Origin of the sequence: Pseudomonas sp. SC3(2021) (assembly GCF_019856535.1) — a bacterium.
Lineage (GTDB): Bacteria > Pseudomonadota > Gammaproteobacteria > Pseudomonadales > Pseudomonadaceae > Aquipseudomonas > Aquipseudomonas monsensis.
This window is the reverse complement of the sequence record NZ_CP082236.1, coordinates 3,877,996-3,902,052: the sequence shown is the minus strand read 5'-3', so window position 1 is coordinate 3,902,052 and position 24,057 is coordinate 3,877,996. Positions and strand designations below refer to the sequence as shown.

Annotated in this window: 21 protein-coding genes and 1 pseudogene; 8 read left to right on the top strand and 14 right to left on the bottom strand. The window is 56.1% G+C overall.

Annotated elements, in window-relative coordinates; genetic code table 11:
- The first annotated feature begins 37 nt into the window (after positions 1–37).
- From K5Y35_RS17495 to K5Y35_RS17475, 5 genes are read left to right on the top strand one after another with little or no spacing between them, the layout of a single operon-like run.
- Complete coding sequence (locus K5Y35_RS17495) at positions 38–1,735, top strand: copper resistance system multicopper oxidase (RefSeq protein ID WP_222832467.1); 1,698 nt, start codon at positions 38–40, stop codon at positions 1,733–1,735.
- Between the two features lie 11 nt (positions 1,736–1,746).
- Positions 1,747–2,616, top strand: coding sequence for a copper resistance protein B (locus K5Y35_RS17490; protein WP_222832466.1), 870 nt, complete (start codon positions 1,747–1,749; stop codon positions 2,614–2,616).
- Between the two features lie 31 nt (positions 2,617–2,647).
- The gene (copC, locus tag K5Y35_RS17485; protein WP_123462142.1) at positions 2,648–3,022 is read left to right on the top strand and encodes a copper homeostasis periplasmic binding protein CopC; all 375 of its coding nucleotides are present in this window, start codon (positions 2,648–2,650) and stop codon (positions 3,020–3,022) included.
- Between the two features lie 3 nt (positions 3,023–3,025).
- Complete coding sequence (gene copD, locus K5Y35_RS17480) at positions 3,026–3,895, top strand: copper homeostasis membrane protein CopD (protein ID WP_222832465.1); 870 nt, start codon at positions 3,026–3,028, stop codon at positions 3,893–3,895.
- 58 nt (positions 3,896–3,953) lie between these two features.
- Complete coding sequence (locus K5Y35_RS17475; protein ID WP_222832464.1) at positions 3,954–4,739, top strand: transporter substrate-binding domain-containing protein; 786 nt, start codon at positions 3,954–3,956, stop codon at positions 4,737–4,739.
- A 78-nt stretch (positions 4,740–4,817) separates the two neighbouring features.
- Here the strand turns inward: K5Y35_RS17475 and K5Y35_RS17470 are convergent, their stop codons facing one another.
- Positions 4,818–5,033: a hypothetical protein gene (locus K5Y35_RS17470; RefSeq protein WP_123462135.1), complete on the bottom strand. Its 216-nt coding sequence runs from the start codon at positions 5,031–5,033 to the stop codon at positions 4,818–4,820.
- 143 nt (positions 5,034–5,176) lie between these two features.
- Between K5Y35_RS17470 and pseH the strand changes: the two genes are divergently transcribed.
- Positions 5,177–5,728: a UDP-4-amino-4,6-dideoxy-N-acetyl-beta-L-altrosamine N-acetyltransferase gene (pseH, locus tag K5Y35_RS17465; RefSeq protein ID WP_222832463.1), complete on the top strand. Its 552-nt coding sequence runs from the start codon at positions 5,177–5,179 to the stop codon at positions 5,726–5,728.
- Here the strand turns inward: pseH and K5Y35_RS17460 are convergent.
- The 4 genes and pseudogenes from K5Y35_RS17460 to K5Y35_RS17450 form a co-directional block, all read right to left on the bottom strand.
- Positions 5,715–6,512 carry an EAL domain-containing protein gene (locus tag K5Y35_RS17460; RefSeq protein WP_222832462.1) on the bottom strand — a complete coding sequence of 266 codons (798 nt, stop codon included), beginning with the start codon at positions 6,510–6,512 and terminating at the stop codon, positions 5,715–5,717. The genes pseH and K5Y35_RS17460 overlap by 14 nt on opposite strands.
- 139 nt (positions 6,513–6,651) lie before the next feature.
- Positions 6,652–7,356, bottom strand: coding sequence for a methyl-accepting chemotaxis protein (locus tag K5Y35_RS28270; RefSeq protein WP_410055929.1), 705 nt, complete (start codon positions 7,354–7,356; stop codon positions 6,652–6,654).
- 201 nt (positions 7,357–7,557) lie between these two features.
- Positions 7,558–8,586, bottom strand: a pseudogene (locus K5Y35_RS28265) (methyl-accepting chemotaxis protein); the annotation flags it as partial.
- A gap of 461 nt (positions 8,587–9,047) precedes the next feature.
- Complete coding sequence (locus tag K5Y35_RS17450) at positions 9,048–9,410, bottom strand: DUF6124 family protein (RefSeq protein ID WP_222832460.1); 363 nt, start codon at positions 9,408–9,410, stop codon at positions 9,048–9,050.
- 1,408 nt (positions 9,411–10,818) lie between these two features.
- Between K5Y35_RS17450 and K5Y35_RS17445 the strand changes: the two genes are divergently transcribed.
- Both K5Y35_RS17445 and K5Y35_RS17440 read left to right on the top strand, forming a co-directional pair.
- Positions 10,819–11,034, top strand: coding sequence for a hypothetical protein (locus tag K5Y35_RS17445; RefSeq protein ID WP_222832459.1), 216 nt, complete (start codon positions 10,819–10,821; stop codon positions 11,032–11,034).
- A 1,022-nt stretch (positions 11,035–12,056) separates the two neighbouring features.
- On the top strand, positions 12,057–15,164 hold the full coding sequence (locus tag K5Y35_RS17440) for a metallophosphoesterase (protein ID WP_222832458.1): 3,108 nt from the start codon (positions 12,057–12,059) through the stop codon (positions 15,162–15,164).
- A 195-nt stretch (positions 15,165–15,359) separates the two neighbouring features.
- Here the strand turns inward: K5Y35_RS17440 and umuC are convergent, their stop codons facing one another.
- The 9 genes from umuC to K5Y35_RS17395 form a co-directional block, all read right to left on the bottom strand.
- Entirely contained in the window at positions 15,360–16,637 is a 1,278-nt protein-coding gene (gene umuC, locus K5Y35_RS17435; protein WP_222832457.1) for a translesion error-prone DNA polymerase V subunit UmuC, read from the bottom strand.
- The gene (locus K5Y35_RS17430; RefSeq protein ID WP_222832456.1) at positions 16,630–17,055 is read right to left on the bottom strand and encodes a LexA family protein; all 426 of its coding nucleotides are present in this window, start codon (positions 17,053–17,055) and stop codon (positions 16,630–16,632) included. The genes umuC and K5Y35_RS17430 overlap by 8 nt, the downstream gene beginning before the upstream one ends.
- Before the next feature lie 135 nt (positions 17,056–17,190).
- The gene (locus K5Y35_RS17425; protein ID WP_222832455.1) at positions 17,191–17,985 is read right to left on the bottom strand and encodes a DNA adenine methylase; all 795 of its coding nucleotides are present in this window, start codon (positions 17,983–17,985) and stop codon (positions 17,191–17,193) included.
- Between the two features lie 150 nt (positions 17,986–18,135).
- Entirely contained in the window at positions 18,136–18,678 is a 543-nt protein-coding gene (locus tag K5Y35_RS17420; RefSeq protein ID WP_222832454.1) for a lysis protein, read from the bottom strand.
- Positions 18,660–19,223 (bottom strand): glycoside hydrolase family 19 protein, encoded by a 564-nt coding sequence (locus tag K5Y35_RS17415; protein ID WP_222832453.1) that lies wholly within the window; start codon positions 19,221–19,223, stop codon positions 18,660–18,662. Before K5Y35_RS17415 ends, K5Y35_RS17420 begins: the two co-directional genes overlap by 19 nt.
- A 33-nt stretch (positions 19,224–19,256) precedes the next feature.
- On the bottom strand, positions 19,257–20,303 hold the full coding sequence (locus tag K5Y35_RS17410; RefSeq protein WP_222832452.1) for a phage late control D family protein: 1,047 nt from the start codon (positions 20,301–20,303) through the stop codon (positions 19,257–19,259).
- A 69-nt stretch (positions 20,304–20,372) separates the two neighbouring features.
- Positions 20,373–20,579, bottom strand: a complete 207-nt coding sequence (locus tag K5Y35_RS17405; protein WP_222832451.1) for a tail protein X — start codon at positions 20,577–20,579, stop codon at positions 20,373–20,375.
- Positions 20,554–21,399, bottom strand: a complete 846-nt coding sequence (locus tag K5Y35_RS17400) for a phage tail protein (RefSeq protein ID WP_222832450.1) — start codon at positions 21,397–21,399, stop codon at positions 20,554–20,556. The genes K5Y35_RS17405 and K5Y35_RS17400 overlap by 26 nt, the downstream gene beginning before the upstream one ends.
- 9 nt (positions 21,400–21,408) lie before the next feature.
- On the bottom strand, positions 21,409–23,907 hold the full coding sequence (locus tag K5Y35_RS17395; RefSeq protein WP_222832449.1) for a phage tail tape measure protein: 2,499 nt from the start codon (positions 23,905–23,907) through the stop codon (positions 21,409–21,411).
- Positions 23,908–24,057: the final 150 nt, after the last annotated feature.

The following is a 24,057-nucleotide window of genomic DNA, read 5'->3' as shown; positions in this document are numbered from 1 at the left end:
AGCCTTCCCGTCATGAGTCAAACGGGGATTCCAGCGCATGCCTTCCAACCCATCACGACGCACCTTCGTCAAAGGCCTCGCCGCCGGCAGCCTGCTCGGTGGCCTTGGCCTGTGGCGCACACCGGTCTGGGCGCTGAACGCTCCCGGTCAATTGCATGAACTGAGCGGCAGCGAGTTCGAGCTGTTCATCGGCGAAACCCCGGTCAACTTCACTGGCAGCCCACGCACGGCGATGACCATCAACGGCAGCCTGCCCGGCCCGTTGCTGCGCTGGCGCGAGGGCGACACCGTGACGCTGCGGGTGCGTAACCGGCTCAGCGCCAGCACCTCGATTCACTGGCACGGCATTCTGCTGCCGGCGAACATGGACGGCGTGCCGGGCCTGAGCTTTCACGGCATCGAGCCGGGCGGCGTGTACGTCTATCAATTCAAGGTGCGGCAGAACGGCACCTACTGGTATCACAGCCATTCCGGTTTACAGGAACAGGCCGGTGTTTACGGACCGCTGGTGATCGACGCGAAAGAACCCGAGCCGTTCCACTACGACCGCGAGTTCGTGGTGATGCTCAGCGACTGGACCGACGAAAACCCGGCCAACCTGCTGAAGACCCTGAAAAAACAATCCGACTACTACAATTTCCACAAACGCACCGTCGGCGATTTCATCGATGACGTCAGCGAAAAAGGCTGGGGGGCCACCGTCGCCGATCGCAAGATGTGGGCAGACATGAAGATGAACCCCACCGACATCGCCGACGTCAGTGGCGCGACCTACACCTTCCTGATGAACGGCCACGCGCCGGATAACAACTGGACCGGGCTGTTCCGCGTCGGCGAAAAGCTGCGCCTGCGCCTGATCAACGGCTCGGCGATGACCTACTTCGACGTGCGCATTCCCGGGCTGAAAATGACCGTGGTCGCGGCGGATGGCTTGCATGTCAAACCGGTCAGCGTCGATGAACTGCGCATCGCCGTGGCCGAAACCTACGACGTCATCATCGAGCCGGACACCGACGCGTACACGCTGTTTGCCCAGGCCATGGATCGCAGCGGTTATGCCCGTGGCACCCTCGCCACTCGCGCCGGGCTATCTGCGCCGGTACCGGTTGTGGATCCGCGCCCGTTGGTGACCATGGACGACATGGGTATGGGCGGCATGGATCACGGTTCGATGGACATGAGCGCCATGGATCACTCGGCGATGGGCCCGATGCAATCCCATCCCGACAGCGAAAAAGACAATCCGCTGGTCGACATGCAAGCCATGACCACCGCCCCCAAACTCAACGACCCCGGCCTCGGCCTGCGCAACAACGGTCGTCGTGTGCTGACCTACGCCGACCTGCGCAGCACCTTCGAAGACCCGGATGGCCGCGATCCGAGCCGCACAATCGAACTGCACCTGACCGGCCACATGGAGAAATTCGCCTGGTCGTTCAACGGCATCAAATTCGCCGACGCCGAGCCCTTGCGCCTTAAGTACGGCGAGCGCATCCGCCTGGTGCTGGTCAACGACACGATGATGACCCACCCGATTCACCTGCACGGCATGTGGAGCGATCTGGAAGACGAAAACGGCGACTTCCAGGTGCGCAAACACACCATCGACATGCCGCCCGGCACGCGCCGCAGTTATCGCGTGACCGCCGACGCACTAGGCCGCTGGGCCTATCACTGCCACCTCCTGTACCACATGGAAACGGGCATGTTCCGCGAAGTGCGGGTGGAAGAATGAAGGGGCCGCTGATGACTCGACTCACCACGTTTTCCTTGTTGCTCATCGGCAGTTCGGCAATGGCCGCCAGCGACATGCCGGGCATGGATCACAGCCAGATGTCCGGCATGGATCACTCGGCCATGCAAAGCATGGACGACGGCATGATGCAGCCCGCCGCGCCGACCGAAAGCCGCACGCCGATCCCGCCCCTGACCGACGCCGACCGCGCCGCCGTGTTCACCAGCCCCGGCGGCCATAAGGTCCACGACAGCGCGATCAACAGCTACTTTCTTGCCGACAAACTCGAATGGCAGGACGCCGATGACGGCAGCGCGTTGGCCTGGGATCTGTCCGGCTGGATCGGTGGCGATATCGATCGTCTGTGGCTGCGCTCCGAAGGCGAACGCAGCAACGGCAAGACCGAAGACGCCGAGCTTCAGGCGCTCTGGGGCCATGCGATATCGCCCTGGTGGGACGTGGTCAGCGGCGTGCGTCAGGACTTCAAACCCGGCGCGCCGCAGACCTGGGCCGCGTTCGGTTTACAGGGCATGCCGCTGTACAACTTCGAAGCCGAGGCCACTGCGTTTATCGGTGAAGGCGGCCAGAGCGCGCTGCGGTTCGAGGGTGACTACGACATCCTGCTGACCAATCGCCTGATCCTGCAGCCCACCGCCGAAGTTAACGTCTACGGCAAGAACGATGCGCAACGGGGCATCGGTTCCGGCCTTTCCAACACTGAGCTCGGCCTGCGCTTGCGTTATGAAATCCGCCGCGAATTTGCCCCCTACATCGGCGTAACGTGGAACCGTACTTACGGCAACACCGCCGATTACGCCCGCGAAGAAGGCGAGGATCGCAGCGAAGCGCGCCTCGTGCTTGGCGTGCGGATGTGGTTCTGAATCCCATTAGAAAACAACCCAGAGGTCTTGCATGCGCACATTGAACATCACCCTTGCACTCGCCAGCGGCTTGCTCCTGAGCAGCCTCGCCCAAGCCCATCCGAAACTGCTCTCGTCGAGCCCGGCCGAAGGTGCCGACGGCGGCGCACCCGGCAAGATCGAACTGCACTTTTCCGAGAACCTGCTGACCCAGTTCTCCGGCGCCAAACTGGTGATGACCGAAATGCCCGGCATGGCCCATTCGCCGATGCCGATGAAAGCCAAGGTCAGTGCCGGCAGCGACCCGAAAAGCATGCTGATCACCCCGCTCGCGCCGCTGCCCGCCGGCACCTACCAAGTCCAATGGCGCGCGGTGTCTAGCGACACGCACCCGATCACCGGTAATGTCACGTTCAAAGTGAAGTGAGCGATGGCTGACCTGATCAACATCCTCCTGCGGTTTGCGTTGTATGTGGATTTGCTGCTGTTGTTCGGGCTGGCGTTGTTTGCGCTGTACAGCGCTGAGGCGTTGCTGCGCTTTCGGCCGATGTTGCGCGGGATGGCGTTGATCGGGGCGCTGTTGTCAGTCGCCGGATTGGTGTTGATGACCCGCGCCATGAGCGGCGAAACGACGTTCGCGGCGCTGTGGCCGCATCTGCAGATGATGCTGCTGGAAACCGACCTTGGGCTGGCGTGGGCGCTGCGGATGAGCGCGCTGATCGTGGTGTTGATCAGGCCCGGCGCAGGGCTTGCATCGTTGGCCGGCGCCGTCGCCCTCGCCTCTCTCGCGTGGAGCGGGCATGGGGCGATGGACGAGGGAGTGCTGCGGTTCTGGCATTTTCTCAGCGACATTCTGCACCTGCTCGCGGCGGGCGCGTGGCTGGGTGCGATGTTGGCGCTGGTGTTGATGGCACGGGGGCTTGTCAATGAGGCGCGCATTCGCCTGTTGGTGTTATCGGTCAAGCGCTTTGAATGGATCGGCGCGGTGATCGTGCTGACACTGTCGATTACCGGTGCAGTGAATTACCTGTTTATCGTCGGGCCGAGGCTTGACGACGTGTTGCTCGGCACTTACGGGATGCTGCTGGCGATCAAGGTTCTACTGTTTGCGGGGATGTTGGTGTTGGCGGCGTTGAACCGCTTTCACCTTGGCCCTTCGCTGCAACAATCGTTGCGCGATGGGCAGCATGCCGTCGCGGCCAATGCGCTCAGACGCAGCGTGGTGGTTGAACTGGCAATGGCCTTACTGATCGTTGCATTGGTGGCGTGGCTCGGCACGTTGAGTCCGGCCCCGGGATGACACCCGACAAAGCCTTTCACTACACTGGGCCACCGTCCTTCCCGGAAGCCCGATCACAATGACAACACTAAAAAGCACAATGATCCTTTGCGGCCTGCTGACCGTGGCCGCCAGCGCCCACGCCGAGTCAAGTGCTTCACACCTCGACAGCATCCAGCAACAAGGCCAGTTGCGCGTGTGCACCACCGGTGACTACAAGCCCTATACCTTCAAACGCGCGGACGGCGACTTCGAAGGCATCGACATCGCCATGGCCCGCTCGCTGGCCGACAGCCTCGGGGTCAAAGTCCAATGGGTGCAAACCACTTGGAAAACCCTGATGCCGGACATGCAGGCCGGCAAGTGCGACATCGGCATGGGCGGCATCTCGGTGACGCTGGAACGGCAGAAAAAAGCCTACTTCAGCAACACCCTCGACACCGACGGCAAAATTCCGCTGGTGCGCTGCGCCGATGTCAGCAAGTACCAGACGGTCGAACAGATCAACCAGCCCGATGTGCGCCTGGTCGAACCCGCCGGCGGCACCAACGAAGCCTTCGTCCACGCCTTCCTGCCCAAGGCGCAACTGGCCCTGCACGACAACGTGACGATCTTCCAGCAACTGCTCGACAACAAGGCCGACGTGATGATCACCGATGCCTCGGAAGCGCTGTATCAGCAGAAACTCAAACCGGGGTTGTGCGCGGTGAATCCGCATCAATACATGCAATACGGCGAGAAGGCGTACCTGCTGCCGCGCGATGACATCAGCTGGAAACTGTATGTCGATCAGTGGCTGCACCTGAGCAAGGTTACCGGCCAGTATCAGAAGGTCATTGGCGAGTGGCTGGCCGTGCCGCAGTAAAAAAACCTGAGGCTATTCTGTGGCGAGAGAACTTGCTCCCTCGCCACAAACTATTTGCCACTCAACACCCGCCGTATTTCAGTCGTCGTGCAACATCCCGGAGCTGTATTGGTTAAGACTGCTGCCAATACTGTTACCGCCAAACTTCAGGGTCGTCGCATTGTTGCGCCCCTGCGGCGACTGACAATCCGCCGAAAAACAACTGGTCGTGGTCAACCCACCCGCCCCCGAACAAGCACTCAACGCCGATACAGCGGCAGCAATCAACAGCACTTTGACGACATCGACGCGCATGGCACGACTCCCCTGGGGATGAAAAAACGAGACAACACCGACTGATACCACCATCCTAGGCCCACGCCTAAAACGGCAACATGAAACTTTACAGATCGACAGCGCAGGTTCAGTTGCAACCCCTGCGAGACAAGGACCGCCGAATGCAATTCCTCCCCCTCACCGAAATCGCCCCTGCGATCCAGGCCCACGTCCGCACCCTGCGCAACCAACCGGACGTGCGCAAATTCATGTACACGTCGCATGAAATCAGCGAACACGAACATGCCAACTGGCTAGCGTCCTTGCACGGCAATCCACGGCAGCAAGTGTTTGTGGTGATCAAGGATGAGCAAGCGGTGGGCGTAGTTTCGTTGAATGCGATCAACGCTTTGCACAAGACCGCCGATTGGGCGTTTTATCTGGATGTCGGTTTGCAAGGGAAAGGCTTGGGCAGCGTGGTCGAATTCTGGCTGCTCGATTACGCGTTTGATGTCGCGGGTCTGGAAAAGCTGAATTGCGAAGTGCTGGCGATGAACAGCGCAGTGGTGAAGATGCATCAGAAGTTCGGGTTTGAGGTTGAAGGTGTGCGGCGGCAGAACGTGGTAAAGGACGGGGTGCGGGTCGATGTGGTGTTGTTGGGGATTACCAAAACTGAATGGCTTGGCAAACGTCCGACGCTGGTCCCCGTGATCGAGCGGATCAGTGCGAGCTGAAAGTGTTCATCGCTAGCCACGCACTCGCAGGGATCTGCGCCAATGATTTGAAGGCAGGCCTGGCGAACCAGTACCCCTGCATCAGATAAATGCCGCAATCGGCGAGAAAATCTCGTTCCGCGGCATCTTCAATGCCCTCGGCGATCACCTCCACGCCCAACTCTCTACACATATTCACCACGTTACGCACGATGATCTGGCGCACTCGGTCACGGTGAATATCCCGGATCAGCGCCATATCCAGCTTGATCAAGTCCGGCTGAAAATCCGCCAACAAGTTAAGGCCGGAATGGCCGGCGCCAAAATCGTCGATCGCCGTCTTGAAACCAAACTCGCGATACTCACGCAATATGTTCATCAAATGCTTGTTGTTTTCAACGTGCTCGCTTTCCACCGCTTCGAAGATCAGCCGCTCCAACGGGAAGCCGTAAGTACGCGCCGCTTCCAGCGTGCTGCGAATGCACACTTCCGGCCGGTACACGGCATTCGGCAGAAAGTTGATCGACAGGTACTGGGTCATCCCTAACTCAGCCGCCGTGGAAATCGCCCGCACCCGACACAGTTGATCGAATCGATAACGGTTGTGATCGTCCACCTGCTCCAGGACTGAAAAGGCGCCCTCACCATTCACCCCTCGAACCAAGGCTTCATGGGCAAACGTCGTTTGATCGCGCAGATCGACGATGGGCTGAAAGGCAAAAGCGAAATCCATATCCGGCACGCCTTTGTTTTTACAACCGAGGCACCCTGCGGAAGAGGTCGATGATGTTGGAAAGTCGGACATGAACCACTCTGATGACGGCGTGCAACCTTCCATGGTGAAAAAAACAGCTACTGGACTTAGTTATCTGCAAACAAGGCAATAACTGTAGCCCTGCGGCGCCGGAATAGTTGAAGGCGCCGCGTGCTCTACGTGCAAATGCTCAAGTGCGGAAATGCGCGGTCATTCGCTGCAGGTCCTGCCCCAGCGACGCCAGTTCAATCGTCGCTGCCGCACTCTCTTCGCTGGCGACAGCCGACTGGTCAGCCACATCACGCACACTGACGATGCTGCGATTGATTTCATCGGCCACAGCACTTTGCTGCTCGGCGGCGGCCGAGATCTGCAGGCTCATCTCCTGGATCGTACCGATGGACTGGTTGATCTCAGTAATTGCCAAGTCGGCTTTCTGCGCCAACGCCACCGTATCGAGGGTGCGCTCGCGGCTGGAGGCCATCAACGTCGCGGCCGCTTGCGTGCCTTGTTGCAGGGTGACGATCAGCGCTTCGATTTCCTTGGTCGAGTCCTGCGTGCGCTGCGCCAGCGAGCGCACTTCGTCTGCCACCACCGCAAAACCACGTCCCTGCTCACCCGCCCGCGCCGCTTCGATCGCGGCGTTCAACGCGAGCAGATTGGTCTGCTCGGCAACGGCTTTGATCACATCGATCACTTTGCCGATCTGCTCGCTGTCCTGAGTCAGCACGTTCATCGCACCGCCCAACTCTTCAATGGCCACCGCAAGTTCGCTGATCTGCACCGTCGCCTGCTTCACCACCGTACTGCCGTGGCGCGCCTGCTGATCGGCCAGGGTCGCGGCAGCGGAGGCATCGGTGGTGTTACGCGCCACTTCCTGCACGGTCGAAGCCATTTCGTGCATTGCTGTGGCGACTTGATCCACTTCGCTTTTTTGCTGACGTACGCCCGCGCTGGTCTGCTCGCTCATGGCCGAGAGCTTTTCCGCAGAGGTGGAAATATGCGTGACGCCATTGCCGATACCTTGCACCAGCGTGTTGAGGTTCTGCGCCATGTCCTGCATCGCATTTTGCAGATCGCCCAACTCATCCTTGCGCGCAGACTTGGCCTGTACCGTCAGGTCGCCTTTGGCAATACGTCGAGCCAGATCAACCGTCAGCGCCAGCGGCGCAGTGATCTGGCGCGAGATGACCACCGAGGCAAAAAGCCCGATCACCAGCGCCAACACGGTCAATACCGCCATCTGGATAAAGGCTGAGCGCTGATCTTCACGCGCCAGGCGCTGCTGGGTGTCCATCAGGCCAGTCATGATCTTGTCCATCGCCTTGCTTTCCTGATCGACCTGCTCGCGCATGGTCTGTTTCTGCTCAAACAGCCCGGCCACTTCCACCAATACTTCGCGATAACGACGCATGCCGGCGTGCGCTTCCTCCAGTTGGCTCGACAGGGCCGTCGGCAGGCTGGTGCGCGCCTTGGTGATATCACCCAGGAAGGTATCAATGGTCTCCATCATCAGTTTTTTATTCACGTCGTTGGGCACCGCAATGTAACGACGCAACATCAGGCGAAACGTGGTCATGCCATTGCGCAAGTCGGCCACCGTGCGCAGCTCCCGCACGCGTTCGCCATCGGTAGACGCCAGCGCACTGGTCGTGGTGCCTTCAAGCATGCCGGCAAAGGTCTGCGCGTACTTGTCCGACAGCGCCGTCAGCGGCTTCAGGGCATCCGTGGTCGATTGATCGGCAGCGATCAGCCGCTTGACCTTCTGGTCGTAGGCAACAATCGTGGCTTGCAAAGCCTTCAGAGCTTGCTGGTTCTCAGCGCGGGTCAAGGTGTCCAGCGCCTTGCTCACCAGGCCCTGCAAGACATTCAACTGAGCGTTATAGGAATCGGCGAACGCTGCGTCAGCGGCGGCTTCGTACTGTTTCTCGGACAAACGCATATCTTGCGTCGCGTCATTCAGCGTGCCAATCAGACGCGTCGTACTCAAACGATCAACCAGCACGCCGTTGCTGTTATAGCCAATGAAGGCAACCGCCAAAACAGCCAGCAAAAGAATGCCAAAGCCAGCGCCCAGCTTGCGGGAAACTTTGATGTCACCCAGGAAATTCGATGCTACTGCCATATTCAGCCTCAAACGCCCAGACGCGAAACGCCGGGCACAAAAAAATAGATCTCCGGCAACCGCAGTCACCGTCCAGACATTCGGGGGTCGTCATCCAAGGCGTAATACGGGACGCTCCAGCTGTCCCTGAAATGCAAATGCCGATGCGGATCCTGGTGAAGCGTCGAAAACAACCCGACGCGAGCACCGGCAGACAAACCCGTCACGTCGCAAACAGAGCGTCTGCACGCTGGATTTATCGTTTCAGCAAAGGTGTCTGGGGGGATGCTATTAATTTTGCGAAAACTTGTACAACTTTATATTTTTGTATAATCGTTGAACTTTTCGAGCGGCGTGATGACGCATTGCCATCATGATTTGTGGCACATCGCTATTGGCGTAAAACGGGGCTGAAAATGCGGATTCAGGCGCTGGCCCCTCTGCGGCGAGCAGTGGCTGCACGCCACAGAGGAGCGAGGGGTTTACGGCTTGATTTCGACCTTATCCAACGCCTGATTCACCGCTAACTCACCCAACATCACCACCTGCGCAATGCCCAGCGCAGTCTTGCGCTGCGAGGGTTCGAGCGTCGCGGCGAAGTTATTGAGCATTTCCGAGGCGGAACCCAACGTTTCACTGGCGTTGGCCAGCAAGGATTCCGAGTCGTACTTCGGATTGGCGAGGTACATGCGTTCGGGTTCGTTGGTGCTGGCCATGATGTGGCTGGCGGGAAGGAGGTAGTGATCGAGGGCGCGCTCGGCGGCTTCGTGGAGTTTTTTGGAGTTGAGGGATTCGTAGGGGGATGCGGGGTCGGCTTCTGGCGGGTTGGGCGTTACTTTGAACATAGATGGAACCTCTAGCGCGATTACTGAAAGAAGCCATCACCCACGCTACCAAACGATGGGTGGCGGCCATACGCGGGTTGGTAGACCGGTCGCACTAGAACCCGGCGCCCACGAATGGGCCCCACGCATGACCACCATGAAATCCGAGTCCTGGAAAAGCGACTGAAATTGGTGATGCAATGCATCTAGACACGAAGCGGGCTACCAAACCCGATCACTGGTTTTCAGTGACGTAAGGACGATAGAACGTGCGGGCTAGACGCACAAGCCGGGGGATTCTGTCTTAGGCGTAGGGGGTGGCGCAAGGTGGTGTAGGCTCAGGACTGCAGCAAGAGACATCATTTAAACAGACGCGGCTTTTTCTGTTGAAAGAGCTCTACTAGCACGCTAAACGATCCAAATATTGTCACCAACGCAGAGAGCACATCGTACTTCTTGAAGCACTGTCCGTCGCCCCGATGATGGATTGGGTGTAGCAACCCACCTGCTCCCCGCGCTGCTTGGCTAAAACATGAAAGCAGCGTTGCGTTGTAGCAATTTCTAAGCATCAATAGGCAGGTCCCATGAAGCCATTCGGATTAGGCACCGCACCTGGTCCACTTCCCTGACGTCCTTTCACTGCATCTGTTCCTCGGTCAGAAGTCGCCGGACGCGTTTCCATTCACGAGATCAATTCTATTTCCACGATAATGTCGCCATGAGCTTTAATGAAGCTACCAAGCGCGGATAGCTAGGCACAGATGGCTTCCTTATAAACTCTCGCAACTGGGAGGCTTTGTGGACGAGATAATCAAATTTTCGCTACCCGTAGTTTTGGCTATCCTCGCGTGGTGGCTCAAGCTTGCACGGGAGCACAGCACCGTTGGCAGAGCCATTTATTCCGAAATCAGAGCGCTGCAGGACATAGCTACGCATCGTCACTTCTTGCAAGATTTTAGAACTCGCGCTGAGTTCTATCGCACCAATCCATCGAAGCCGGCCGCCCCCTATAAGATATCGGTGGCTGATCATTACTGTAGAGTTTATGCTGGCAACATCCAAAATATCGGATGCCTAGACTCGGAACAAGCAGCCCTCATTGTTAGGTTTTATCAGCTTGCAGACAGTGTTGTGAGAGACGTCTCGGAGGGTGGGCAACTTTATGAAGGCACTAATGATCCGAATGCGTACGAGGAGAACGCTTCGCTTTTAGAGCGAGCAATGCAGGTTGCAGATGATCTCAAAATCTTGCGAGAGAGACAGCGGGACGAGCCTTGCTATCGACGTTTTTTGAGATCAATTAAATGAATCCTTTAAGCAGTAGCGGTGGCGCAGCGTCTGGTTATCCAGCCGAAAAGGTAGGCCTCTGGCTGGACTGACCACCGTCCGCTGAGCGGTCTTTCCAGATCAATTTTCAAGGAAGATTTCTATGCCCGATAACTCCCGATCAAACATCATCACTGCCGATGCTCTAACATTGCTGCTGCATAACCAGCATGCCCTTAGTGCGGCGATCGAAGAGATTACCCACTGGATCTCAGGAACTGGCGCAGACGCTGTAGCCGATAACGCCGTTGTGGCTCTGGAGACACTGGACACAAACGCGAAAGCGATTACATATGCAATCATGCAATTACGGCAGTGATAACGCTGGCATGGCTGGCAGCAAACGTGCGAGTTTGGCCCGGTGTGGAGCGTTTTATGTTTCTAAGGAGATCCCACCAGGGCCTGGCCTACCAATAGCTGATCTCGCTCTCCTTTCGAACAATTGCTGCTACTGACTATTTGGATAGGGATTCGACCCCCTTCCAATATCTTGGCAGACCGCTTCAGGCCCAAAATCTCGGGCATTCACGCTTGGTGCCTTGGTTCTCTGCGGCCTCGAGCGGCATCGGATTTGTCCTAAATATGTCCTAAAAAGCTTTCAGCGTTCATCCCCGCCCTCACACACCTAGGTCTGCTTTCGGCTATAAGCAGACGATCAAGGTTGCCTCTCACGGTTGGTAGAGTTCGGGCCAAAGCACGCTTTCCGCGAGACACTTAAGTATTACAGCTGCAAGCTGTGAAGTGTAAAAAGATGCGATTATCAAGGACTGCCGCCCTTCTAATTTTACCATTGATCGCATTTGCGGTATGTCCAGAGTTTTCATGTGATAACTGAGTAAGCGATTGAAGTTATTAGCTACTGATTGTATTTAAAAATTCACATAAGGACCGGATGTTTTGCACGTACGCAGTCGATCATCCGGGTAATCATCTTGATTCAGTCTGAAGTCGCGTCTACCGAGCCGAGGATGGCATCAATTGAGACGCATGAAATAGCACGCTTGACCTGGCTTGCACGATTTGGATATATTGATAAATTAATATTATGATCCAGGGTTTCATGCCTCTCCTTTAAATCGTAGTAACTGTCGAAAGGAATCGAATCTAATGACCAATCTTAACTTGACCTCCTTAAGCGCTTTTGCGCCATGTTTGATGCAAAGTCAACTAAATGGAAGCCATGCGTTGTGCAGGCTACGCAGTCTCGTATCGACGCTCAAGTTCGAAAAGATACCTGTAAACTTGCTTTATATAAAGAAATTAGTTTTAGGCATCGTAGCCGGCCAAGTTCTCAAAAAATAATTTCGATCTAGGTAAGATCGCCACAACATTGGTAAATACATGAAAAAAGAATTAGTCTGGCTACACTTATCAGATATCCACTTCCATCCAAAGACCGCTTGGCGCGATAATATTATCCGCCGTGAATTGTTGACTTTTTTGAGTCGTAGATTCGTCAGCGGCCTTCAGAAGCCGGACATCATATTCTGCACGGGGGATATTGCGTTTGGAGAAACCAGCGGCGCCCCACTCAAAGAGCAGTATAAGGAGGCAGCAAAGTTCTTCGATGATCTGCTTCAGTGTTGCGATCTTACCAAAGATAGATTATTCCTAGTCCCCGGAAATCATGATGTTAATAGAAAAAACATTTCAGTTGACCAGCAGGCGAGACTGGTCGAGATGGCGGAAAAATCGCGCAATCATGTTGGAGAGATTAATGAGCGGTTTGCAGATTGTACTTTTGATCACAAATCCGCAATGGGAAGACTAGCCGAATATGGAGATTTTGTTAAAGAATATCGTCCGGAGTTATACAAAGAACACTATCATTTATACGCCCATACTCTAGAGATTAACGATTTTATCGTAGGGATAGCTGGATTTAACTCTGCGTGGAGTTGCGCGGGACCAGAAGATGATCGTCATGTATGGCTTGCAAGCGAGTGGCAATTTAATTACATGTCGGAAATAATCAATGGTGCGGATATTCGGATTGGCTTAATTCATCATCCGTTCGATTGGTTTAGTGAAGCTGAGCAACATGACGCAGAAAGTCGTGCAAGTAGGAGTCTGCACTTTCTTCTACATGGTCATACTCATACATCTTGGGTCCGCCCTACTGAAAACTGCATTCAGTTAGCCGCCGGCGCCGTAGGAGCAGATACCATAGATCAATTTGGTGTTAACTTAGTTAGGACCGACCCGCTCACTGGAGCAACCACTGCCCATTTATTCGGGTATAACAAAGGTTGGACAATACAGCCAGTTGCCGACCACGCTGATGAAGGGCAATGGAGTTTCAACTCTTCCCTTAGACTTAAGAAGCCGCAGAAATATAGCGCAGGGTCAGATGCAAATAATAAAGCTGTGAATCACCTTTCATTACCTTATGTGCCGCCATTTTGTGGACGCGAAAAGCTTCTCAATGTGCTAACTGATTATTTAGATCATAACTCATCGATTGCTTTGTACGGAATGAGTGGAAATGGGAAAACGGCGCTAATCAAAAAACTTCATGACCAAGCGAACTTTAACTCCTTAAAGTTTCTCGATATAAATTGTAGCAAGCAAATAACCGCAGGAGAGATTTTTCGCAGGTTGCTGGATGTTCTAAATAATCGCCGAGAAGATCCGCAGCCGCCGAGCGGAGTAACTTCAAGAGAAATGGCAGCGGGATTGCTGAAATCCTATCCCGACCCCCACACAGCCTATATCTGGGTAAACAACGCACACTTACTTATGCACAATAGTAAATGGCGAAATGCGGAAGTACGTATTTTGCTAGAAAGCCTCTCAATTGCTTTTCCCGATTGGAAATTTGTTTTTGAACTTAATGAAAAGGTCGATGACGGCAGTTTCGGCGTTAACTGTCTACTTTATGAGGTTCCAGGCTTGGATAAGTCGGGGTTCGCTCAACTACTTGTTGAAAGTGCTCCTCTGGGACAGGAAGAGGAATGGACCTATTCAGGCAATAGTCTGAAAGCTCTATTCCAATGGTTAGGAGGTGGGCACGGGGGGACCGCTCACACGTTAGCCGCAGAATTACTTGCGTCTATCGCGCGGGAAAAACGCTCTACACCATGGGATGTTTATCAAACAATACGCCAAGACGTTATTGATCGATTAGACGAAAAATTACTTTCCATATTACATGATGAAATAATCGGGGATAGCGAACGCAGTCTTTTGAGGGTTCTGGCACTTTACAGAAATGCAATCCCACAAGACCATGCTGACAAGCTAGAGGATGGCATTGGTGTAAGTCATGCTTGGCAAAAATTAAGAAGACTTGGTCTTTTGCCGATTGACAATAACAAAGATCATTATTTACACGGATTTATTACCGGCTGGATTCGCCAAAAAATGGCTCTCGGTGACGCAGAGTTTTCTCCAGACTACGCTAGCAGCATACCTGAAGAAATCTCCAGTAAGCACTTGCTAATTGCTCAATGTTGGCAACATCAAATTGGCAGACAGATAGAGCAGATTAACCTACAGAGAGCAAACGAGGCTTTTTATCATCTGCTTTGTGCGGATTCCCTCGCTGATATAGATATTTGGATTGCTCATTTGGAAGGGAAGGAGATAGGATGGAGCGAGAGTGCCCTCTGGGGAATATATCATCGACGGCGGGATGCTGGAGAAAGTGTTATTCGGCAACAGGAAGTTTTGCAGATAATAGTAAATATTTATCCTCGAGACTCCAAGGCTTGGCGCTTTTATGGTGAAAGCTTGCAAAAAACTCAGAGTTTGGGTTGCGATGAAGCGATCTACGCATTTGAAAAAGCGTTGCAGTTGAATCCCAACTTTCCTCCAGGTGTTGCCAACCTTGGACAAGCACTTTTGGCACAGGGTAAAGCTGGCGCTGAAATTTTTTTAGAACGACTAGAAACTCATCAAAAAGATTACCCAGATTCTGTCAATAATTATGTTCAATCGGTCCAAAATCGCTGTATTCAATTAGTCGTGGATGCAGCGGAGGCTTCCCGTCAGCGCCGATTGGCCATTGAAGAAGGAAGTGTGAATTCGGCTCTTTATAATGAAGAGGCCTTATATCAACTGGAACAGCAGCAAAACCCAGACAAGTCACTAAAGATATTAGAAAAAGCTCAGTCTTTCGGCGCTACAGATGTGTATACAGACTCCATTTTGGGAAAAGTTTTAGAGCAATTAGGTCGTGGTCCCGAGGCTTCACAGTTACGTATGAACTTAATTCTCGAAGGCACAGTTGATGATGTGATTTTTTGCGACGAGATTTATTATCAGTTAGAAAAAGCAGAAGACTTACCGAAGTCGATTGAGTTATTAAATCTTTTTGAGGCGAAAGGTGGAAGTCAATCATGGATTGAGCGTCTTCGGCGGAAGATACTTACAATGCAAAGCCAAAAAAATCATGGCTATGTAGCTGAAAAGAAAATATTCAAATGGTCACTACCTCATCATGGATGACGCCATTTAAAAAATAGCCTGTAAAAGCGAGATTTGCTTGTCGTCTTAGAACTATAGATTTTGTCGTTAGTTTTAGTGGCTATTCTCGCTATCTGCTATCAAGCTGATTATAGGGCGCCTAACTTCTAACAAGTTAGTCCTTCTTAGTGCTTTTGCGTCTTGAGCGTCCGTTCTTGGCCGATAGCAGACTACTCACTACCTACAGTTGATCGTCCACAATTGATCCAAGCGAGTCGTGTAGCTCTGGCTCATCATTTCACGCCGCATGGCCCACTCTGGGTTACTTGGGACGCTCGCCGCTCGCAGCGTCCCCCTTCCCCACCGTTCGTTGATCTGATCCAGTACGGCCATGACCTTGGTAGACTCGGTCGGTTGAGAAGTCGCAAACAGATCGTCCGTGTATTCACCTGGCTGACACAGGTTCAATAGCAATACCTCCGCCTTGCTGTACTTGAAACCAGGGCGATATACCCGATCCAGCGCATCGACTGCAGCCTTGGTCAGTAGCCGGACGTCATCCGTTGGGTAAGGCATATCGATCACCACACCATTGGCGTACTTCGCCTCTTCCGGATTGAACATGCCGGTGCGAATGCTCACGCGCACTTTCTTGCACAGCGAGTTTTGCGCCCTGAGCTTTTCTGAAGCGCGCATCATGTACGTGGCTACCGCTTCCTTTATCGGTGCCAGTTCCGTCAAGCGGGTGCCGAACATTCGACTGCAGCAGATCTCCTGTTTCGGCGGATCGGGCTCATCTAGCTCCAGACAAGGAGTACCGGCCAGTTCGCGCGCCGTCTTTTCGATCACCACACTGAAGTTTTTACGCAGTGTCCAAGGGGCGGCTTTGGCCAGATCCATCGCACTTTTTATCCCCATGGTATCCAGATGCGCTTTCATGCGACGCCCTACACCCCACACCTCTGAAACGTCGGTGTTACGCAGCACCCAGTCACGCTTAGTTGGGTCGCAAATATTGACCACCCCACCTGTCTGCGCCTGCAGGCGTTTGGCCGTATGGTTGGCAAGCTTGGCCAAGGTCTTGGTGTGAGCGATCCCCACGCCCACCGGAATGCCGGCACACCTAAGTACCTGGCTACGGATTTGCCGTCCGAGGCTATCTAGAGCGTTGATGCCGGTGAGATCGACGAAGGCTTCGTCGATGCTATAGACCTCGACTGCGGGCACCATGGACTCGATCAGCGTCATGACGCGCTCACTCATGTCACCGTACAGCGCGTAATTCGAGGAGAACGGGACGATGCCGTGCTGCTTTAGCTTGTATTTGATCTGGAAGTACGGCTCGCCCATCTTCACGTAAGGCTTGGCGTCGTAGCTACGGGCGATAACGCTGCCGTCGTTATTCGATAAGACAACGATGGGGACCTTTGCCAGGTCAGGACGAAACACTCGCTCACAGCTGGCGTAAAAGCTGTTGCAATCGATCAGGCCGAACACCGGCATCTGCTTAGACATGACTGCGCACGCTACCAATGATCACGCCCCAGATCGCCAGCTCATCGCCTTCCAAGACGTAACGCGGCGGGTACTTAGGGTTTTCAGACAGCAGGATGACCTCTTTCCCACGGATGCATAGCCGCTTGCAAAGTGGGTCGTTGTTGAGCAGCGCAACAACAATATGCCCGTGCGCCGGCTCCAGTGAACGATCCACTACCGCCAAATCGCCGTCAAAGATCCCCGCCCCCTGCATGCTCTCTCCGGCAATTTTCACTAGGTAAACATGCGGGGCACGAATATTGAGCACTTCGTCGAGCGAGATGTGGGTTTCGATGTGATCCGCTGCCGGCGAAGGAAAACCTGCCGGCACTCGAAAAAGGCAAAGAGGTAATTTCCGACCGGCCACGGCAACAGGGCCTAGGATTGAAAAGCTCATGACGCACGACTTCCGATACTGTACGAATATACAGTAAACGTTCAGAGCGGCTTTCGGTCAATTTCTGTAGGAAATATCTGATAGACGGGAGGGTGTTCTCATGATGGGAAGGAGAGAAATGATAACCGGCATATGTCAGAACAACCCGCCCAATGCTTCCGGCTCCCAGTTCATGATCACCAGTTCGCCACTGACTTCGGCCTTACCCTGTCGCTGATTGGCTGTGGTGTAGCGGATGTCTAGAGTCTCAAAGTGGAAGCCTTCGAACACGCGGCGGATGTCGGGATGATCGTTGATGCTGACCATCACTTTGCCTTTGCAGCGGCGCATGAAGTCGGCCATCCGCTCATAGTTCTCGAACTGAAAGTCGACGCCATAGCCGGCGGTCTGCCAGTAAGGCGGGTCCATGTAATGGAAGGTATGGGCACGGTCGTAGCGTTCAGCGCATTCAAGCCAAGGAAGGTTTTCGACATAGGTGCCGGACAGGCGCTGCCACGCGGCAGAGAGATTTTCCTCGATACGTAACAGGTTGATGGCCGGTGCGGTGGTCGCCGTGCCGAATGTCTGACCGGAGACCTTGCCGGCAAAGGCATGGTGCTGCAGGTAGAAGAAACGAGCGGCGCGCTGAATGTCGGTGAGGGTTTCGGGGCGGGTCATTTTCTGCCATTCGAACACTTGCCGCGAGCTGAGCGCCCATTTGAATTGGCGCACGAATTCTTCAAGGTGGTTCTGCACGACGCGGTAAAGCGTGACCAGGTCGCCATTGATGTCGTTCAGGACTTCGACCGGCGATGGCTGGGGCTTCATGAAGTAGAGCGCGGCACCGCCGGCAAAGACTTCAACGTAGCATTCGTGTGGCGGAAAAAGCGGAATGAGGCGGTCGGCCAGGCGGCGTTTGCCGCCCATCCAAGGGATGATGGGTGTAGACATAAAAAGCAAGACCTTTACTGTATGGATAAACAGGTGCTAGGCTCGCCGCGCTTTGTGCACGGAGCAAGAGCCTTGGCTGGACTTGCAGGGATCATCTGCAGGGACGGCGGTCGATCCGGATGTTGACGCATCCGGACCGGCCGCTCTTTTTCATTTCGGTGTCGAGACTTCTTTGGCGTATGCCTGACAGGCCGCGAGGGCAATCAGCCCCCGGTCGCCGTCATCGGTGACGCCGATAATTCGTTGAGCATGCGCTGGGTCAAGTTCGGCTCTTGTGGGGCCATGAACCACGCCGCCGGTGGCGGTGGTGGCTGACAACGATCCTTTGCCGGCGCCGGTGGTAGCGTCGAGTAGGACTGACAGGCGCAGATCAGCAGTGGCAAGGCGGTCGCGCAGGCGGCTTTGATCACGTTGGGCATCACTCAAGGCTCGGTAATGGGTTTGTTCGCTGGTAGCCAGGCGCTGCTCGAGCGCAAAGCGTTTGTCCTGTTCGGCACGCTGCTGCGCAACCGTGGCCAAGGCCAACTGGTTAAAGGTTTCGCTGTGGAGTCGGGCCTGCTCTGCGAGCTGTTTGCCGTAGCGCCAATCCTGGACTTGCCAAGTAATGGCCGCGGAACCACCGACCAAGACGACCAGCACCAAGCCCTTGACCACCAACCGATATGGTGCCGGGATCAGTTCGCCGAGACGCATAAAACCGCCCTCGCCCGCCCCCACAACTCCAGCCGATCCTGCAGGCCATTGAGGCCGCCGTTGATCCTGCGGGTGATCGTGTTGAATTCGTTTTGATCGGCCAGCGCGTTCAGCCCATTCACTGACCAGAACCATGCGGCCGACTCGGCGGCCCACTGCGGCAGCTCCAGCAGTTCGGGCGTGCGCAGCAATCGCTCGTCGCCGAACAGCGCCAAGCTGCAGCGTAGGTAGTTGTCGTGGCCAGTGATCTGGATCAGGCCGCGACCGCGATAGCGCTGGCCATCACCATCCGCTGCCGGCGTGTTGCCCAGTTTCGCAGCCAGGCTGCCGGTGTCGTATTTGCTCAGGTACTGGTCGCCACCCAGTTCTCGAACGTATTGCAGCTGACCCGACTCGTGTCCGACTTGCGCTAGGAACGCGGCTTGGCGTTTCGGCGTATTGATCTGTCGATGGGCCATAGCTGCATTGAGGGCGGATACAAAAACGCCCGCTTGGCGGCGGGCGTTGGGCATGATGCTTTGCAGTTGCTGTCCTGTCAGTGACATCGGTGTCTCCTTAAGTTTTTGGAAGTGGTGCTACTACTGCAGCTGAACGACCTTCAGATCCTTCGCCGCTTGTTTCTTCTTGCCTTTGGCTTTCGCCTTGCCCTTCTTGCCGCCATTGCACTCGACCGTTGTGCTCCAGCCTGACTGGGTGAACACCTGCTCGACCGAGTCGACCAGATACTCGCCATCGAGGCCGACCTTGAAACCCTGAGCATTGATCGAGCGCTCGGCGAACAGATCGGTACGCCCAGGCATTTCCAGCCGGACGCCGGCAGTGGAGCGATTGAACGCCGTGAGACGTGCCTGGACTGCCGCTTCGGCAGCTGACTTGTTCGGATAGATATGGCGGTCGGTGTGTACTGGCGGCAAACCGTCGGGTGATTCGTCGTTATCCAGTGTGACCACGGCGAGCTTTCCGGTTTTCTTGTCCTGGTGCTTGGTCGATACCGCCTTATGCGTGTTGCGATCACCGAGCCGAAACTGGAAGCGACTGACGTCGCGCCGCTGAATCGTCACCACGCCAAATGCCTTGCCCGAGGCGCTCTGCCCCGCTTGCCGTGGCATCACCAGCAGCTTGCCGTCGGCCACCTTGGCCGTGCAGTCGTACTGCTTGGCCAGGCGCGTGATGAAATTGAAATCAGACTCACTAAGCTGATCGGCGCGAGGCACCTTGGTCTGCACCGGGCAGACCGCCTGCCAGCCGTTGCGAACGGCAACATCGGCAACGATCCGCGACAGCGGCACATTTTCCCAACTGCCGCTACGGGTAGTCTTGCCACTGCCGCGCATGTCGCTGGCCTTACCGGTGATCACCAATGTATCTGGTGGACCGGACAGCTCGATCTCGTCGACGACATAGCGGCCGATACGGGTGAGCGACGTTTCGACGTAACCCAGGAAGATCTCGATGCTAGCCCCGCGTGGAGGCAACACCACAGCGCCGTCGCGGTCGTCGATGCGCAATTCGAACTCGTCGGATTCCATGCCGGGCTTGTCGGTGGTCTTGAGCTGCAGCAGCCGATCATTGATCCGCTGGGTGATGTCGGCGCCGTCGGCCACGACGCGAAAGATTGGGGTCATCATTCCATCCAAAAGAAAGCCCGCACTGGGCGGACCGATTGAGTCATTGCGCTGCATACCGGAGGGGCATTAGCTCCACAGCATCACCTCGCTGTCATCGGGTGCCGGCAGATCCGGCAGCTCGATCACGATGCCGGCTCGATACGGTTGCGGCTCGTCGGCCAGGCCCTGATTGGCGTCCAGCACCGCCTCGACCGTTCCGCTCAAATGCCCATAGGCGTGGTAGCACAGGGTGTCCAGCAGATCCCCGTCAGACGTTCTGCAGGTCATCGCCATAACGCGCGAACTCCAAAGTAAATGCCTGCTTGCGCGGGATCCCGCCCTGCAGCAGCGCGCTCTGTTCTTCTTCAACGTTCTTCAGGCACCAGGTGCCCAGCACGTCACCATAACCGGTGGTGAGTGTCAGCGGTTTCAGCTGGGAACCGAGACTGCGCAGGGTATCCAGTTGTTTGAGGCCTCCTTTGAAGCCTGGGAAAATCGCCCCTTTCAAGGTGATTTTTTCCTCGCCGATGCCCACCGCTTGTTGCGCCGGCCGGCGGGTCAGGCGTTCCTGCGACGCCCAGCGAAACTCCGTCGAGCGCCGCAGCTCATCAAAGGCTGCTGTGTCCAGATTGAAGTAGTACGGCTGTGCGTTGGGATCGAGCGGCTGCACGATCAGCAGATGCGGGAACGGTTGCACAGCTTCCGGCAGCGGCGTAGCGTCTCCGGCCAGCGAACCGGTCGGCACAATGTTGGCCAGCGACGGGCTGACCTTGCCGGCGATCTTGTTGATCGCGGTGGAGGCACGTGCCGCCTGCTCTTTGAGTTCACCCATGCGTTCATCGATCTGAGACACGGCGCGAGTGGCCTTGTTGTAGGTGGCCACGACCTGACCCACCTTGGCTTGAGCCGCATTGACGCTGCGCATCACGCGCTGCAGTTTTGCCCCAACCGCCGGCCCCACGATGGGAATGCCCTCCAGCTCGGAAGCCGCGCCGCTGATCTCGCTGATCGCACCGTTGACCGGTCCCATCATACCGTCGAGGCTACGCCGACCGGTCTCCCCCGCTGCTGCGAGACTTTTCAGGCCCGACTGTAGCTGCTCCATATAGGCCATCTTCGCTCCTTAGACATGAGGCTCGTCATATAACTTGCGGTTCTGCAGCTGCTGAGTCGCCTGCTGCATCTGCTGCTCGATAAAGGGCCGCAGCTCGCGGGCCATCTGCGCCGGATCCTTCGCATCACCCTGTACGGTGATGTGCAGTGGGGCGGAGATCTCCACACGTTGCTCGAACTTGGATGGTTCAGACTTAGCCGCTGCCGGCAGCGGAGCCAACAACGCTGGCACGCTCGGCGGTGCAGGTGTACTCAAAGAACGCGCCACATCCCCCATCACGGCCGCATCGGCGACGCGCTCTGGCAAAAGTGTCTGTAGTACTGAGGGCGTGGCAACGCTCGGACCAGTTGGGCTTGCGGCGGCAGGTGCAAAGGATCGAGCGATGTTGCCTATTACCGGCGGCAAGTTCTGCCCGGCGTTGGTCATCATCAACGGCCCTGCGTCCGGGACTTTCTTTAGCGACTCGTCCGCTCCAAACCACGATTTGCCTAGCGATCCCCCCAGAGCATCGCCGCCCATGTAACCCAGGTAACCACCGATCACGCCACCGACCAGGTTACCGATGATGGGGATCGCCGTCCCGATAGCAGCACCGGCCGCGGCACCGGCCAGCGTGCCGGCCAAACCACCTGCGGCTTGTCCATAACCCTCAGCTTTTTCATCCTGAGTTTCGGCATTTTCATAGGTGTCGTAAGCCTTAAAGCCAGCCTGGGCAACCGCGAAGATTGCCGGGCCTTTCATGCCATCGACGATCGCGGCACCGCGGCCACCGCCGCCTCTGCCACCACCCCTGCCACCTTTGCTTTTCTTGCCGTCGCCGTCTGCATCAATACTGCCGCCATCGAGTCCAGTGCCCCCGGCAGGCAAGTTGGTGACAATGACTTTTTGCGGGATGTTTGGATTGCCCATCATCGTGCCGCGCCCGATATTCATCAGGCCTTTGCCAACCTTGAACGCACTAACCGCCCCCTTCAATGCAATCAAACCGGCGACGGCAGTGCCTATACCGAGCGTGACTCGCGGAAACTCGTCGGCGAACTCAGACAGTTTGCGGCTGACATTGTTGATGCCGTCAGCCACCGTATCGGTAACCGGGCGTATTGCATCCCCAATGCTGCGCATGGCGTCATCCATGCTCTGGGCCATCTCGGACCATTTCTGCGCGGACGTCTGCCGGCGCTCGGCGAGATTCTTGTCGAGGATCCCGGTGGCATCGGCCGAGTCCTTTTTAAGCTGGTTGTACAGATCCTTGTTCTGCATGTACGCGGTCAGCGCTGCCTTGACCTGCATGTCGGCGAACAGATTGCCGGTACGCAACGCCTCTTCCAGAGACTTCATCATGGCTTTGGCTTTCTCGGGATCGGCCTCTTTGCTGATAGCCGCCGTGGCCTTGGCCATCTCGGCCGCCCGCTTCGGATCGGTCGCTTCGATGTACTTCTGGGCCAGGGCAAAACTGGATTCCAGTGTGGATTTGCCATTCTGCAAGCCGGTTTGCATCGAGCCCTTGTAGTCGATACCAGCCTTCTTGTAAGCATCGACCGTCTCGCCGGAACCGATTTTTTCCATCCAGTTCTTGAGGTTGTTGGCCGCTTCGTCGGAACCGCCGGCGGTCTTCATCTGCACCTGCAGCATCGCGCCCAGTTGCGTAACCGAGTCCATACCGGTGATACCGAGCTTGCCCATGCCGGCCAGCAGCTCAGGAAACCACTTGGCCATGTCGACCGCTTCAAAGCTGCCTGCCTGGCCCTGGTAGGCGATGGCTTCCAGGGCTTTCTCCATCACTTTGGGGTCAGTGATTTTCGCGTTTTGCCCCAAGGCGTTGATCATCTTCGCTGTTTCAGTGCCTTCAGATCCTTGGCCCACCGCAAATTTGGCTGCGGTCGGTGCATAGGACAGCGCCTTGTCTAACTCCATACCGGCGCCGACCAGAGCGTTGACCACTTCGGCCACCTGATTGCGCGCCATGCCCGTATCGCGTGAGGTGTCGATCACAGTCTTGGACAGCTGTGCCTCTTCCGGCGAGTTGGCAATGTTGGCCTTGATCGCAATGTCCCGGATGATCGCGCCGTAGTCCGCGCTGACCTTGGTCGGGATCGCTGCTGCCGCCGTAAATGCGCCGGCTTGGCCGATGGTGCTTTTCAGTCCCTGCCGGCCCTCTTCCATTTGCCGGTGACCTAGTGCTTTCAGTTCGGCGCCGGCAGCCACGCGCCCCATCGTGGCGTAGGCCTTGCTCAAGCGCCCGACCTCCACGCCTTGCTGCTTCAACAGGGCGAGGTTTTTCTCGTATTTGCTCAGCAGCTTATCTGCGCCTTCGGCGCCGGCCATGTGCGCCTTACGCCATTCATCACGCAAACGCATGGTGTCGCCGATAGTGTTCTGCAGTACACGGGCTTTACTGCCGACCGCATCCAGGTGCTTGATCTTGCTTTCGACGTCCTTGAACGCTTTGCCCACCGTCGAATCGACGGCGCCGCCAATGACAAAGCCGAGCGCGAGGTTCTTCGCCATGTGCGTGCCTTATGCGTCGAAGAGTGCCGTGGTGACTCAATCGGAGAGCCACCACACCATTTCGTTGAAGGGCATGGCCACGATCTCGGCGGCGGAGAACCCGGTCTCCTTAGCCAAGCGTTTGGCCAGCGTCTTCAACGTGGTTCCGTC